The organism is Pseudomonas sp. P5_109 (assembly GCF_034009455.1).
Taxonomy (GTDB): domain Bacteria; phylum Pseudomonadota; class Gammaproteobacteria; order Pseudomonadales; family Pseudomonadaceae; genus Aquipseudomonas.
The window spans coordinates 3,561,041-3,575,048 of record NZ_CP125380.1 but is presented as its reverse complement, the minus strand read 5'-3'; the positions used below and the strand labels follow the sequence as shown (position 1 = coordinate 3,575,048).

Annotated in this window: 12 protein-coding genes; 8 read left to right on the top strand and 4 right to left on the bottom strand. The window is 61.1% G+C overall.

Annotated features, from left to right (window positions below; genetic code table 11):
• Positions 1 to 118: 118 nt before the first annotated feature.
• A complete protein-coding gene (locus QMK54_RS16045) occupies positions 119 to 1,123 on the top strand; it encodes a helix-turn-helix transcriptional regulator (protein ID WP_320400856.1) in 1,005 nt (334 codons plus the stop codon).
• Here QMK54_RS16045 and QMK54_RS16040 read toward each other — a convergent pair whose 3' ends face one another.
• Positions 1,124 to 1,990, bottom strand: a complete 867-nt coding sequence (locus tag QMK54_RS16040; RefSeq protein WP_110659734.1) for a LysR family transcriptional regulator — start codon at positions 1,988 to 1,990, stop codon at positions 1,124 to 1,126.
• Between the two features lie 118 nt (positions 1,991 to 2,108).
• Between QMK54_RS16040 and QMK54_RS16035 the strand changes: the two genes are divergently transcribed.
• From QMK54_RS16035 to QMK54_RS16005, 7 genes are all read left to right on the top strand, one after another.
• Positions 2,109 to 3,344: a cyanate transporter gene (locus QMK54_RS16035; protein WP_320400855.1), complete on the top strand. Its 1,236-nt coding sequence runs from the start codon at positions 2,109 to 2,111 to the stop codon at positions 3,342 to 3,344.
• Between the two features lie 85 nt (positions 3,345 to 3,429).
• A complete protein-coding gene (locus QMK54_RS16030) occupies positions 3,430 to 4,200 on the top strand; it encodes an ABC transporter substrate-binding protein (protein WP_110659735.1) in 771 nt (256 codons plus the stop codon).
• 134 nt (positions 4,201 to 4,334) lie between these two features.
• Complete coding sequence (locus tag QMK54_RS16025; protein ID WP_223588714.1) at positions 4,335 to 5,024, top strand: ABC transporter permease; 690 nt, start codon at positions 4,335 to 4,337, stop codon at positions 5,022 to 5,024.
• Entirely contained in the window at positions 5,021 to 5,734 is a 714-nt protein-coding gene (locus QMK54_RS16020; protein ID WP_320400854.1) for an ABC transporter permease, read from the top strand. The genes QMK54_RS16025 and QMK54_RS16020 overlap by 4 nt, the downstream gene beginning before the upstream one ends.
• Before the next feature lie 25 nt (positions 5,735 to 5,759).
• Complete coding sequence (locus QMK54_RS16015) at positions 5,760 to 6,527, top strand: ABC transporter ATP-binding protein (RefSeq protein WP_320400853.1); 768 nt, start codon at positions 5,760 to 5,762, stop codon at positions 6,525 to 6,527.
• A gap of 80 nt (positions 6,528 to 6,607) precedes the next feature.
• Complete coding sequence (locus QMK54_RS16010; protein WP_320400852.1) at positions 6,608 to 7,807, top strand: amidohydrolase family protein; 1,200 nt, start codon at positions 6,608 to 6,610, stop codon at positions 7,805 to 7,807.
• A complete protein-coding gene (locus tag QMK54_RS16005; RefSeq protein WP_320400851.1) occupies positions 7,804 to 9,273 on the top strand; it encodes an amidohydrolase family protein in 1,470 nt (489 codons plus the stop codon). Before QMK54_RS16010 ends, QMK54_RS16005 begins: the two co-directional genes overlap by 4 nt.
• Positions 9,274 to 9,786: 513 nt before the next feature.
• Here the strand turns inward: QMK54_RS16005 and QMK54_RS16000 are convergent.
• From QMK54_RS16000 to cysD, 3 genes are all read right to left on the bottom strand, one after another.
• Positions 9,787 to 10,959: a helix-turn-helix transcriptional regulator gene (locus tag QMK54_RS16000; protein ID WP_320400850.1), complete on the bottom strand. Its 1,173-nt coding sequence runs from the start codon at positions 10,957 to 10,959 to the stop codon at positions 9,787 to 9,789.
• A 153-nt stretch (positions 10,960 to 11,112) separates the two neighbouring features.
• Positions 11,113 to 13,005: a sulfate adenylyltransferase subunit CysN gene (gene cysN, locus QMK54_RS15995; protein WP_320400849.1), complete on the bottom strand. Its 1,893-nt coding sequence runs from the start codon at positions 13,003 to 13,005 to the stop codon at positions 11,113 to 11,115.
• Entirely contained in the window at positions 13,005 to 13,949 is a 945-nt protein-coding gene (cysD, locus tag QMK54_RS15990) for a sulfate adenylyltransferase subunit CysD (RefSeq protein ID WP_277749453.1), read from the bottom strand. The genes cysN and cysD overlap by 1 nt, the downstream gene beginning before the upstream one ends.
• Between the last annotated feature and the right edge of the window lie 59 nt (positions 13,950 to 14,008).

Below are 14,008 nucleotides of genomic sequence, written 5' to 3'. Positions count from 1 at the left end.
ACGATACGGCTCGAAACTTAGCTGAGACTGAGCAGGCGTTGATGTCTTTCACGACGTCTTGACTTCAGGGGCGCAAAACTTGCTTTATTGCGAACCTTGACGTGGATGACTATGGACGATGTTTCTACTACGCAGTGGCGCAATCGAGGGCTACAGCACCCTGGTGTCCCAACTCGGGCAGAACCCGATGAACCTGCTGCGTGACGCCGGGATGGTCGTGGCCCAATTGCGCCAACCCAACAGCTACCTGTCCTACGAGAAGACCGCCGACTTGCTTGATGAGACCGCGCGTCAATGCCAGGAGCCGCTGTTCGCGCTGCGCCTGGCGTCGCGCCAGAACCTGTTGGCGATTGGCGACGTTGCGCTATCTGGCAGCCGGCAGCCGACGGTGGGGGACGCGTTGAGCTTTGCCCGGCAATACCTGTATTTGCACGCCAGCGGGTTGCACCTGGAGATAGGCCAGCGGGGAGAGCGCGCCGAGATCCGCTTGAGTTTCGACTTCAGCAATGACAGCGGTCTGCTGCAGCTGAGCCAGCTCAGCGCGGCGCAACTGTTCAACGCGGTGAAAATCCTCGCCGGGGCCGATAGCCCGCAGATCCGCCTGCATCTGCAACAAGGCGCGGCGAAAAGCGCCCTGTGGCAGGCGACAGGGGTCTACGGCAGGCTGCGTTTCGACAGCACCTTCGACGGCATCAGTTTTCCACTTGAATTCCTCAAGCGCTCACCGCAGGCCAATGAAGAGCTGATGCGCGAACACCTGCTGCATCGCATGCAACTGCTCAAGAACCAGTACCCGGACAACCTCAAGGCGCAAGTCTGCCATCTGATCGGCGGTCTCCTGCACACGGGCGAGTGCAGTATCGAGGCGGTCAGCAACTCACTGGGCTTGCAACCACGGGTCCTGCAAAAACGCCTGCAGGCCGAAGGCAGCCGTTTCAGTCAGTTGCTGCAGGAGACCCGTCTGGAAATCGCCAAGCAGAACCTGTTGCGGGACAAAACCAGCATCACCGATCTGGCGTTGAACCTGGGTTACGCCGATGTCTCGGTGTTCAGTCGACATTTCAAGCAGTGGACCGGGTTTTCTCCGAGAAACTGGCGGGACCAACATACGTCCGAAGACTGATCATTGGGCGGTCACCTGGGCGCAGAGTTTTTTCAGCTGTTCGGCCAGGTCGATCACCCGGCGTGGGGCGTCGGGGCGCAGGTGCAGGGCGATTTCCAGTGGCGCCAGTTCGGGGAAGGATTGGGCTGTACCCAAGCGTCGGTGGCCGGGCAGGGCCAGTCGCGCCGGGAGCACGCTGACGCCGAGACCATCGGCGACCGCCGAGCGTACGCTCGCCAGGCTCGCGCTGCTGTAGCCGATGCTCCAGCGTCGGCCGGCGCTCTCGAGCGCGTGGATCATTTCATCGCGATACAAGCCGCCGACCGGAAACACCACCAATGGCAGCGGGTCGCGTTCGTAGGTCGGCTCGTTAAGGCTGTCGAACCAGGCGAGCGGTTCGGGCCAGGCGGCGTGCCCCACGACCTGTCCCGGGCGCTGCTTGACCAGCACCAGGTCGTAGTCGCCGGCACTGAATTGCTGCCAGAGCGTGTTGCTCAGCCCGCTGCTGATTTCCAGCCTTATCGACGGATTCGCGCGTGCGAAGGCGCCCAGCGTCGGCGTCAGCAAGTCTGAGGCAAAGTCTTCCGGCACGCCGATGTGCAATTCGCCCTGTGCGTGGCCTTTGCGAAATTCTTCGACGACTTCTTCCATCAGCCCCAGGAGCCGGCGCGCATAACCGAGCAGGCGTTCGCCGTCCTCGGTGGTGCCGACGTAGCGCCCGTTGCGGTTGACCAGCTCGCAGCCGAGTTGCTCCTCGAGCCGCTTCAACTGTTGACTGATGGTCGACTGGCTGAGGTGCACGCGCTCGCCGGCGCGGGTGAAGCTGCCGCTCTCGACCACCGCGACGAAACTCTTGAGCAGCAACGGATCGATCAGTGCCGAAGTCATTACATTCCCCACTAATAGTCATTCGATCATTTCATTTCCGAATAATAGCACCTGCTCTTAATCTTTAAGAACAGCCGCTGATGCGGACTTCTTGACCAGAATGACCAGGGTAAATGTGATGACCACTGACGTGACTGACCGCGGATCGGCTTGCATCGCTACGCACGTGCCGCGCGCTGGTGAGGTGTCCCTGGTCGCACTGGTGCTGCTGGTGTTGCTGGGCTTGAACCTGCGGCCATTTCTGACTTCGGTAGGGCCGGTGCTCGACCTGGTGCGCGCCGACATTGGCCTCGATTTTCGCGCCGCCGCGATGCTGACCACCTTGCCCTTCGTGCTGATGGGCCTGATTGCCTTTATTGGCATCGGTGTCGCACGGCGCTTCGGCGAGAAGCGCGCGCTGGCCGGCGCATTGTTGCTGTTGATGCTCGGTTGCGCGTCGCGCGCCGTGGTCAAGGACGGGGCGCAGTTGATCATCGGCGCCGGTATCGCCGGCACCGGCGTGGCGGTGATCCAGGCCTTGATACCGGGTGTCGCCAAGCGCTGGTTTCCTGAACGGATTGCGATGGTGATGGGGCTCTACTCGGCGGCATTGGTCGGCGGCGGGGCGCTAGGCTCGCTGGCCAGCACCTGGCTGCATGCGTATGGCGGCTGGAGGCTGGGGCTTTCCGTCTGGGCGTTGCCAGCGCTTGCGGTGTTTTTGCTTTGGCTGGTGTGTGCACCACGCAATGCGCCGATTGCCGCTGGCGGACCGGCACCGATCAAGACCTTCAGCTTCTTCAAGAATCGCCGCGCGTGGCAGTTGGCCGCCTACTTCGGACTCACCAACAGCGGCTACTCAAGCCTGGTGGCCTGGCTGCCGTCCTTCTACCAGCAGCAGAACATGAGCCTGCAAGCCTCGGGCAACCTGCTCGCGTGGCTGGCGATGTTCCAGGCGACGGCGGCGTTCGCCATGCCGATGCTCGCCCGCCGCAGCATTGACCGGCGCGCTGCCCTGTGGCTGACGATAGCGCTGCAGGCCGTGGGTTTCGCCGGCTTCGCGCTGGCCCCCAACGCCGCACCGTGGTTGTGGGTCGCATCGGCCGGTTTCGGCCTTGGCGGGTTCTTTTCGCTCAGCCTGATTGTCAGCCTCGACCACTTGCCCGGCGCGCAGGCGGCCGGGACCTTGGCGGCTTTCGTCCAAGGCATCGGGTTTGTGCTCGCCTCGACTGCTCCCTGGTTGATCGGCTGGCTGCGCGACTCCGGTGCCAGCTTCACCACCGGATGGTGGCTGCACATCGGGGTGCTCGCCGTGATGGCGGTGCTGACCTTCACGTTCTCCCCGGCGAGCTACCGACCCAGCATGCAAACGTTGTGACCTAGGTTAAACAATACAAATACAAAAAACCAAACAGAACTGGCCACCCTTAAACGCCAGTACCACTGTGCCTACGGAGATTGATATGAAGAAGTTAGCCGTTTCAGTTGTTCTCGCCTTGGCCGCCAGCGGCGTCTATGCGAAAGACTTGCAAGTCATTCGCTTTGGCGTTGACCCCACTTACGCCCCGTTCGAGTCGAAAGCGCCCGATGGCTCGCTTGTGGGTTTCGATATCGACCTGGGCAATGCGATCTGCGAGAAGCTCAAGGTCAAATGTGTATGGGTCGAGAACGCCTTCGACGGCATCATCCCGGCGCTGAAAGCCAAGAAGTTCGACGGCATCCTTTCCTCCATGAGCGTGACCGAGAAGCGCCAGGCGCAAATCGCCTTCTCCGACAAGATCAGTAATGTCCTGCCGCGTCTGCTGGCGAAAAAAGGCTCGGATCTGCTGCCAACGCCCGAATCCCTTCAAGGCAAGCGGGTAGGGATCGAGCAGGGCTCGACGTCGGAAACCTATGCCCGGGCTTATTGGGCGCCCAAGGGCGTCACCGTCATGACCTACCAGAACCAGGACATGGTTTACCAGGACTTGATGGCCGGCCGCCTGGATGCAGCGCTGCAATCTTCCGTGCAGGCCGACCTGGGCTTCCTGAAAACCCAGAACGGTCGTGATTTCGCCTTTGCCGGCCCGGAGATACGCGACCCGAAAACCCTCGGCGTGGGTGCGGGAATCGGTTTGCGCAAGGATGACAATGAACTTCGCGAACAGATCAACGGGGCGCTGGCCGAGATCATCAAGGACGGCACTTACCAGACCATCTCCGACAAATACTTCTCCTTTGATGTGTACAACTGATTGATTTCAAGTTGCAGGCAGTGAGCCTTCGAACACGTTGCGAATCCAGGCTTTTGCGGCATTCAAAAACAAGAACAACACAATTGAAAAAGATAACCGGCACAAGCTGGGCTATCGAACTCAAGGAGAATGCAATGTCCTTGGTAGACTATGGGCCGCTGATCGCAAGCGGCACCTGGATGACACTGAAGCTGGCCATGTTATCGCTGCTGACCGCAGTAGTGATCGGTCTGGCAGGCGCCAGCTCCAAGTTGTCAGGCAATCGGTGGCTGCGCAATGTCGCCACCCTCTATACCACGCTGATACGCAGTGTTCCGGACCTTGTGACCATGCTGTTGCTGTTCTACAGCATCCAGATTGTCCTCAATCAGGTCACCGAAGGGCTTGGAATGGATCAGATCGATATCGATCCCTTTCTTGCCGGTGTAGCGACGCTGGGGTTTATCTACGGCGCCTACTTCACCGAAACCTTTCGCGGTGCTTTCCAGGCGGTCCCGCGTGGCCAGACAGAGGCCGCCATGGCCTATGGCCTGAGCCCATGGCAGGCGTTCTACCGGATTCTGTTCCCGCAAATGATGCGTTTTGCCTTGCCCGGCATTGCCAACAACTGGCAGGTGATGATCAAGGCGACCGCGCTGGTGTCCATCATCGGTCTGTCCGATATCGTCAGGGCCACCCAGGACGCCGGGAAAAGCTCCATGCAGCTGTTCTATTTCACCGTGATCGGTGCGCTGATCTACCTGTTCATTACCACTGTCTCGAACGGCGTCTTGATCTGGCTCAAGCACCATTACTCCGTCGGTGTTCGGGAGGCTGAACTGTGATTGAGATTATCCAGGAATACTGGCAAGCGTATTTGTGGTCGGACGGCGCCAACTTTTCCGGCCTGGCAATAACCCTGTGGCTGCTGGTGCTGTCGATCGCGATCGGGTTCGTGCTGTCGGTGCCGCTGGCCGTGGCCCGCGTATCAAAAAACCGCTTTGTCCGGCTTCCGGTCTGGTTCTACACCTATGTGTTTCGTGGCACGCCGCTCTATATACAGCTGTTGATCATCTACACCGGTGTCTACAGCCTGAGCGTGGTGCGCGAGCACGAATTCCTCGACATGTTCTTTCGCGAAGGCTTCAACTGCACGGTGCTGGCGTTCGCGCTCAATACCTGCGCCTACACCACGGAGGTCTTCGCTGGCGCGATCAGGTCGGTGCCGTACGGCGAAGTAGAGGCGGCCCGGGCCTTCGGCCTGTCGAGGTTCAACCTGTACCAGCGCATCATCCTGCCCTCGGCGCTGCGTCGCGCACTGCCGTACTACAGCAACGAGGTGATCATGATGCTGCATTCAACCTCGGTGGCATTCACCGCCACGGTTCCCGACCTGCTGAAGGTCGCCCGCGACGTCAACTCGGCGACCTATGCGTCGTTCGAGGCTTTCTTCATCGCTGCACTGTTGTACGCGGCGATTGCGCTCTCGCTTGTCTGGCTATTTCGTCGCGGTGAAACCCGCTGGCTGGCCTTCCTGAAACCACAGGCCGCCTGAAGGCCGCATACGCAAGGTCAAAACCATGTACAAACTGACCGTAGACGATCTGTACAAGAACTATGGCAACCACGAAGTGCTCAAGGGCGTGTCGATCAAGGCCAAGGCCGGCGATGTGATCAGCATTATCGGCTCCTCGGGTTCGGGCAAGAGTACGTTCTTGCGTTGCATCAACTTCCTCGAACAGCCGTGTGCCGGGCGAATTACCGTGAACGCCAAGGAAATCCGCACCGAGAAGGACAGGAACGGCGGGCTGCGGGTGGCCAACCAGAAGCAGCTGCAAAGCATGCGCACCAAGCTGTCCATGGTGTTCCAGCACTTCAACCTGTGGGCGCACATGACCGTGCTGGAAAACGTCATCGAGGCGCCGATGCATGCGCTGGGCCTTAGCCGCGAAGTGGCGGTGGCCCGCGCCCGTAAGTACCTGGCCAAAGTCGGCCTGCCGGCCAGCATGGAGGATAAGTATCCGTCGCACCTGTCCGGTGGCCAGCAGCAGCGCGTGGCCATCGCCCGGGCCCTGGCGATGGAGCCGGAAGTGATGCTGTTCGACGAGCCGACCTCGGCGCTCGACCCCGAGCTGGTCGGCGAGGTGTTGAAGGTGATGCAGGCCCTGGCCGAAGAGGGCCGGACCATGGTGGTGGTGACGCACGAAATGGCCTTTGCCCGCGAAGTGTCCAACCACGTGATCTTCCTGCACCAAGGCAAGATCGAGGAAGAGGGCAACCCGGAGCAACTGTTCAAGCACACCAGGAGTGAGCGCCTCAAGCAGTTCCTGGCCGGCAACTTGAAATAGCCCTTGCGGTGATTCCGTAAACAGAGCCCCTGTCGGTTATCGTGCGACAGGGGCTTGCTCGAAAGTTTGATGAGGTTCCAATGATCCAATCGTTCTGGTTGCGTAATGTCCGCCCCTATGGCGGCGAAATGGAAGACCTGCAGATTGTCGACGGTCGTATCGGCGACCGTCAGCCAGCCAGTGGCAATCCGGTTGCCGGGCCTGACCTTGACGGGCAAGGTCAACTGCTCGTGCCGTCGCTGGTGGAAAGCCACATCCATCTGGACAAGACCCTGTGGGGCCAACCGTGGCGGCCCCACAGTGCCGGTCCGAACCTCAAGGCGCGTATCGCCAATGAGCGCCAGATCCTGCGCGAACTCAAATCACCCATCGCCGAACGGGCGGGGGCCCTACTGGAGCAATGCATCGCGCGCGGCTCGCTGACGTTCCGTTGTCATGTAGACGCCGATCCCGAGCTGGGTATCGAGCATGTGCAAGCCATGCTGGAGCTGCGCGAGCGCTACGCCGACCTGGTCGATATCGAGTTCGTCACCTTCCCTCAGGTTGGCCTGGTCAACCGCCCCGGGGTTGAAGCATTGATGCGCGAAGCCCTGGAGCTTGGGGTCGAGGTGGTAGGGGGGCTGGACCCCTGCGGCATAGACAACGATCCGATTGCGCACCTGTCGATCCTCTTCGAGCTGGCGGACAGGTTCGATCGCGGTATCGATATCCACCTGCATGACGGTGGGGAGCTGGGGCTCTGGCAGATTGCCCGGATCATTGACTTCACCGAGCGCTATCAGCGTCAGGGGCGGGTGATGATCAGCCATGCCTTTTGCCTGGGCATGAAAGACTGGGCCCAGGTACTGCCGTTGGCTGAGCGCCTGGCTGCCAACCGGATTTCAATCATGACCACGGCGCCTTCCGATATTGCCATACCGCCCTTTGCAGAACTGCTCTCGGCGGGGGTAAACGTCTGCCTCGGTTCCGATGGCATTCGCGACGCCTGGACCCCAATGGGCAACGGCGACATGCTCGAGCGCGCGATGCTGCTCGCATTGCGTTGCGGCATGCGCACCGACCCTGAAATCGGCACGGCGTTCGAAGCCGCCGCCAGCAACGGCGCCCGGGCACTTGGGCGCAGCGATTACGGATTGGCAACGGGGCAATCCGCCAACCTGTTGTTGCTGCCTGCAGAGACGCTGGCTGAAGCCGTCGTGGCGCGTCCACTGGCGCGCACGGTGATCAGCCGCGGAGTTGTCGTGGCGAAAAATGGCCATCTGCTGCGGAGCCGCTTGTGACTCAACCTACGCTCACCAAAGTAGACCTGTTGATCGAGCACGGCGTGGTCATCACCGTGGACGAACAACGCCGGGTCATCAACGACGGCGCAGTAGCCGTGCTCGGCAACCGCATCGTCGCGGTGGGGCGCACGGATGAACTGCGGGCGCGCTTCACTGCTGACAAAGTCATCGATGCACGCAACAAGGCGGTGCTCCCGGGCTTGATCGACAGCCACGCCCATGCCGGCCATGCCATGCTGAAAACCATCGGCGGCGGGCAGGGCGATGCCTGGATGGACGCTTGCCAGGCCATCTACACCTCGGCCTCTGGCGTCGAATTCTGGGAGGCCGATGCCAGGTTGTCGGCGCTGGAACGGCTCAAATGCGGCACCACCACTGGCGTATCGCTGCTGGGCGGAGGCGATTCGATCATGCGCGTCGACGACCCGGTCTACGCGCAACGCCATGCCCGGGCCATCGCCGAAATCGGTACCCGCTCGGTGGTCGCGGTCGGGCCGTCGCGGGCGCCAGGGCCGCATACTTACCTGGACTGGTCGAGCGAACCGCCGACTCGGCGCGACGTCAGTTTCGAGACCATGTTCGAGACCTGCGAAGAAATCGCCAGGAGCTGCGACGGCATGGGTGACGGCCGGGTGCGCATTGCCATCACCTTGCCGGTGTACGCGCCACAATACGAGCCCGGCCATCTTCAGTTGGCTCCGCTGTTTCGCCAGCAAGCACAGGACTACCTGGCGCTGGCCCAGCGCCATGGCCTCACGTTCACCCAGGATGGCCACCGCGCCGGTACCCTGGCGCTGGCGCATCGTGAACTGGGGCTGCTCGGCCCGACATCCTTCATGTCGCACTGCATTGACCTGACCGAGGAAGACATCGCCCTGTGCCGAGAGACACAGACCAAGATCGTGCACAACCCGAGCGCCATCATGTCGATCCTGGGTCGCTGCCCGGTACCGGAACTGATCGAGGCCAATGTAACCGTCGCCATCGGGTCAGACGGCGCGGCCCCGGACCGTGGTTATGACATGTTCCGCCACATGTTCCAGTGCATGCACTACCACCGCCGGCATTTCCGCGACCCGGACATCCTGCCCCAGGGCAAGGTGCTGGAAATGGTCACTATCGACGCCGCCAAGGCACTGTCGATGGACCATGAGATCGGCTCGCTGGAAGTCGGCAAGAAAGCCGATATCATTCTGATCGACCTGTACAAGCCACACCTGATGCCGATGAACATGCCGGTCCACCGTGTCACTTGCTTCGCCAACGGCGCGGACGTGTGTACCACCATCGTCGATGGCAAGGTCCTGATGGAGGACTACACCGTACACGCCGTCGACGAAGCGGCGGTACTGGCGGCGGTGCAGGAGGAGTCGGAACGCATGCTCGACCGCAGCGGCCTGCGCCACCTGACCGAAGAATCGCAAAACCTCTGGCGCACGGCCCGCTATCACCCGGCCCTGTAGGCGCGAGCCTGCTCGCGATGGTCGTTAACGATGACGCGTCTAACCTGGATAAACGCGGCGCTCTGGAATCCATCGCCAGCAAGCCGGCTCCTACAGTTTGGCGTTCACATCATTTCGACCAGGACATGGTTCCTTGTAGGAGCGAGCCTGCTTGCGATGGTCGTTAACGATGACGCGTGTAACCTGGATAAACGCGGCGCTCTGGAATCCATCGCCAGCAAGCCGGCTCCTACAGAGGGTCGCGTTGAACCTGTAGGAGCTGGCTTGCCAGCGATGGTCGTTAACGATAACGCGTGTAACCTGGATAAACTCAGCGCTCTGGAATCCATCGCCAGCAAGCCGGCTCCTACAGGGGATCGCGTTGAACCTGTAGGAGCTGGCTTGCCAGCGATGGTCGTTAACGATGACGCGTGTAACCTGGATAAACGCGGCGCTCTGGAATCCATCGCCAGCAAGCCGGCTCCTACAGAGGGTCGCGTTGAACCTGTAGGAGCTGGCTTGCTGGCGAATCGATTACCCGAGCGACGCCACGCTGTTGAGCAGTGTCTTGACCAATTGCGCCTGGCGGGTGGCGCCGGTCTTGGCGAACACGCCGCGCAGATGGGCGCGCACCGTGTTGCGAGAAACCCCGAGTGCATGGGCTGTTTCATCGAGGGTTTGCCCGTCCATGACGAGCATGGCCACTTCCGTTTCTGTCGGCGTCAGCTGGAACAGGCTACGCAGCAGGTTACGCGATGCCTGGGGTGAGTCCGCCGGGTCGCGGATGAACACCACTACGGCCGGCCGTCGCGCGCCGTTGCGGGCTTGATAGCTCATGGGGATGGGGCGCAGCAGTAGATTGAGTGGCATCTCGCCGCTTGGCCGGGTCAGGGCCAACACCTCGATGTCATCGAGACCACGCTGGCGTTGTTTCAACACTGCCTGGATGGCTTGCTGCACACTGCGGTTCTGCTGGCTGGTGAAGGCACAAAGCTTGTCGTGCCGGCATTCCAGGCCGTCACGGCTGTCGAACAGTCGCTGGGCGGCGCGGTTGCAGCGCATCATTCGACCGTCTTCGTCGAGGATCGCCGTGCCCACCATCAGACGGTCAATGGTCGCGGCATAGAGTTGGCGTTCGGAGTCCAGTTGCTCTACCGCCGAATGCAGGTCCACCGCTTGTTGCAGGTGCGGCAAAAGCAGACGAATCAGGGCAATTTCTGCTGTATCGAAGTCTCGGCTGGCGTGGTTGCGGCAAGCGAACAAGGCGCAGTGCATGCCCGTGGGCGTGTGCATGTTGGCGACCAGAACATGGCGCAGATCCAGTGGTTGCAGATAGTTACGGTAGAAGTCGTGGGCGAGCCAGGCATCGCTGCCAAGTACCTGATCGGCACTGGCCACCTGGTCCACAGGCCAGTCGATGAAGGGGCAGATTGCGTAGTACTGCTCGCTGTAGAACGGCTCACCAGGCAGCTGGGGCCCATGAATCGAAGCATTGACGATCAGCCCTGGCCGTTCATGGTCGGGGTTGCGCAGCACCAGGGTGAAGAAGCTGACCTCGAAACGCTGGCGCAGGTTTTCCAGCAGGCCGGACCAGGGTGTGGACTCCAGGGGGCCTTGATAGACCAGGGCGAGCAGGCTGCTGAGCTCTGAAGAGGGAATGTCGGTATTTGGAGGAAGGTCCTTGCAGACCGGAAAAGGGAGGGTCATGTATGCGCCTCACTACTGCTTGTTTTTGTCATTCGAGTATTGATCGCGTCCCTGGCGGGAAAATCGTCCGTTTGGCTTAGGCAGCTTGCCGGGCTATGTGATAGAGGCAGCGCTACACCGTTACATGCCGGTATAGCGCTGTGCTCATTGGCTTTACAGTGCCAGCAGCGCCTCGACGATACGTTCGGCGGCAACCTCGGCCGACTCATTCTGGGTATCGATATGGATGTCCGGCGCTACGGGCGGCTCATAGGGCGAGTCGATCCCGGTGAAGTTTTTCAACTCACCGCGCCGGGCTTTCTGGTACAGGCCCTTGGGATCGCGCTGTTCGGCCAAGGCCAGCGGCGCATCGACGAAAATTTCAAGGAAATTACCGTCTCCCGCCAGGCGCCGTGCCATCTCGCGCTCGGCACGGAAAGGCGAGATGAACGACACCAGGGTGATCAGACCGGCATCGAGCATCAGCTTCGCCACTTCCGAGACCCGGCGGATGTTCTCCACCCGGTCGGCTTCAGTGAAACCCAGGTCGCGATTCAAGCCATGGCGAACATTGTCGCCATCGAGCAGGTAAGTGTGCCGGCCGAGGGTATGCAGCTTGCGTTCCACCAGGTTGGCGATGGTCGACTTGCCTGCGCCGGATAATCCGGTGAACCACAGGATTCGCGGTGACTGCCCCTTGAGCGTCGCATGGGCTTCGCGGTTCACGTCGATGGCCTGCCAGTGCACGTTCTGCGCGCGACGCAAGGCAAAGTGCAGCATGCCGGCGCCGACCGTGCGGTTGCTCAAGCGATCGATAATGATGAAGCCACCCGTATCGCGGTTGTCGGCGTAAGCATCGAAGGCGATCGGCCGGTCCAGGTGCAGGTTGCACACGCCGATACCGTTCAGCTCCAGGGTTTTCGCAGCCAGGTGTTCCAGACTGTTCACGTCAACCCGGTGCTTGAGGTTGGCGCAGCTCATGCTGACGGTCCGGCAGCCGATCTTCATCAGGTAAGGCCGCCCGGGCAGCATCGGCTCTTCGTCCATCCACACCAGCGTCGCTTCAAACTGGTCGGCAACGGCCGGCGGAGCATCGGCCAGCGCAATCAAGTCGCCGCGGCTGATATCGATTTCGTCCTTGAGGGTCAGGGTGACGGCCTGGCCGCAAACGGCTTGCTGCTGTTGCCCGGCGCTGCCGAGGATTGCAGTGACTTCACTCTGCTGTCCTGACGGAAGCACGCGGATACGATCACCGACGCTGACGCTGCCGGCCGCGACATTGCCGCAATAACCACGAAAATCGAGGTTCGGCCGATTCACCCATTGTACGGGCAGGCGGAACGCGGCCGAGACTTGTCGAGCCTGCTCAAGGGGGACGTTTTCCAGATGCTGGAGCAAGGTCGGCCCCTGGTACCAGGGTGTGTTCGGGCTGGCTTCAAGCATGTTGTCGCCACGTAGCGCAGAGAGCGGGATGCACTGGATGTCATGCAAGCCAATCTGCGTGGCGAACGCGCGATAATCCGCTTCGATGCGTTCGAACACCGCCTGGGAATAGTCCACCAGGTCCAGCTTGTTGATGGCGACCACGACCTTGCGGATGCCCAGCAGGGACACCAGGTAACTGTGTCGACGGGTCTGGGTGAGTGTGCCCTGGCGGGCATCGATGAGGATCACCGCGAGGTCGGCAGTCGAGGCGCCAGTGACCATGTTACGCGTGTATTGCTCGTGGCCGGGGGTGTCGGCGACGATGAACTTGCGCTTGTCGGTGGCGAAGAAACGGTAGGCCACATCGATGGTGATGCCTTGCTCGCGCTCAGCGCTCAAGCCATCGACCAACAGGGCGAAATCCAGTTCGTCACCCTGGGTGCCGAGTTTTTTCGAGTCGGCTTCCAGTTGGCCCAACTGGTCCTCGAACAGCACCTTGGACTCATAGAGCAGGCGGCCAATCAGGGTGCTTTTGCCATCGTCGACGCTGCCACAGGTGATGAAACGCAGCAGCTGCTTGTTCTGTTGCTGTTGCAGATAGGGCGTCAGTTCGTCATTGAAGGTTTCGTTCAGCGCGCTCATCAGAAATACCCCTCTTGCTTCTTTTTCTCCATGGAACCGGCCGAATCGCTGTCGATCAGTCGACCCTGGCGTTCAGAGGTACGGCTGACCAGCATCTCGCCAATGATCGCCGGCAGGTTGTCGGCGTCGCTGTCGATGGCGCCGGTCAGCGGGTAACAGCCGAGCGTGCGGAAACGCACCTTGCGCATTTGCGGTGTTTCGCCTGGCTTGAGTGGCAGTCGCTCGTCGTCGACCATGATCAGCGTGCCGTCGCGCTGCACGACAGGCCGCTCCTTGGCGAAATACAGCGGCACGATGGGGATCTGTTCGAGGTAGATGTACTGCCAGATATCCAGCTCGGTCCAGTTCGACAAGGGGAATACCCGCAGGCTTTCGCCCTTGCGCTTGCGTGTGTTGTACAAGCGCCAAAGCTCGGGGCGCTGTTGCTTGGGGTCCCAGCGATGCTGTTCGGAGCGCAGGGAGAACATGCGTTCCTTGGCCCGCGACTTCTCTTCGTCACGGCGGGCACCGCCGAAAGCCGCGTCGAAACCATAGTGGTCCAGGGCCTGCTTCAGACCTTGGGTCTTCCACACGTCGGTGTGCAGGGACGAGCCGTGGGTAAAGGGATCGATGGCCTTTTCCACGCCCTCGGGATTGATATGCACCAGCAATTCCAGGCCCAGGCGTGCAGCGGTCTGGTCGCGGAAGGCGATCATTTCGCGGAACTTCCAGGTGGTGTCCACGTGCAGCAAGGGGAAGGGCGGTTTGCCTGGAGCGAAGGCTTTCATCGCCAGGTGCAGCATGACGGCGCTGTCCTTGCCGATGGAGTAAAGCATCACCGGGTTTTCACATTCGGCGACCACTTCGCGGATGATCTGGATGCTTTCCGCTTCCAGCCATTGCAGATGAGTCAACATCGGATACCTCCTCGAGTTCTGCCGGGTTGGGCTCCGGCTGGACGTCACGGTAGGTAAAGCGCCACTGGCGCTTCTTCGTCTGCTCGGACGAAGAGGGCGACAGCGGC

Bases quoted from the DNA above. Each gene is read 5' to 3' on its own strand.
- QMK54_RS16015 (WP_320400853.1), top strand. From the start codon at position 5,760: ATGTACAAACTGACCGTAGACGATCTGTACAAGAACTATGGCAACCAC.
- QMK54_RS16035 (WP_320400855.1), top strand. From the start codon at position 2,109: ATGACCACTGACGTGACTGACCGCGGATCGGCTTGCATCGCTACGCAC.
- QMK54_RS16045 (WP_320400856.1), top strand. From the start codon at position 119: ATGTTTCTACTACGCAGTGGCGCAATCGAGGGCTACAGCACCCTGGTG.
- QMK54_RS16040 (WP_110659734.1), bottom strand. From the start codon at position 1,990: ATGACTTCGGCACTGATCGATCCGTTGCTGCTCAAGAGTTTCGTCGCG.
- cysN (WP_320400849.1), bottom strand. From the start codon at position 13,005: ATGAGCGCGCTGAACGAAACCTTCAATGACGAACTGACGCCCTATCTG.
- QMK54_RS16010 (WP_320400852.1), top strand. From the start codon at position 6,608: ATGATCCAATCGTTCTGGTTGCGTAATGTCCGCCCCTATGGCGGCGAA.
- QMK54_RS16000 (WP_320400850.1), bottom strand. From the start codon at position 10,959: ATGACCCTCCCTTTTCCGGTCTGCAAGGACCTTCCTCCAAATACCGAC.
- QMK54_RS16030 (WP_110659735.1), top strand. From the start codon at position 3,430: ATGAAGAAGTTAGCCGTTTCAGTTGTTCTCGCCTTGGCCGCCAGCGGC.
- QMK54_RS16025 (WP_223588714.1), top strand. From the start codon at position 4,335: ATGTCCTTGGTAGACTATGGGCCGCTGATCGCAAGCGGCACCTGGATG.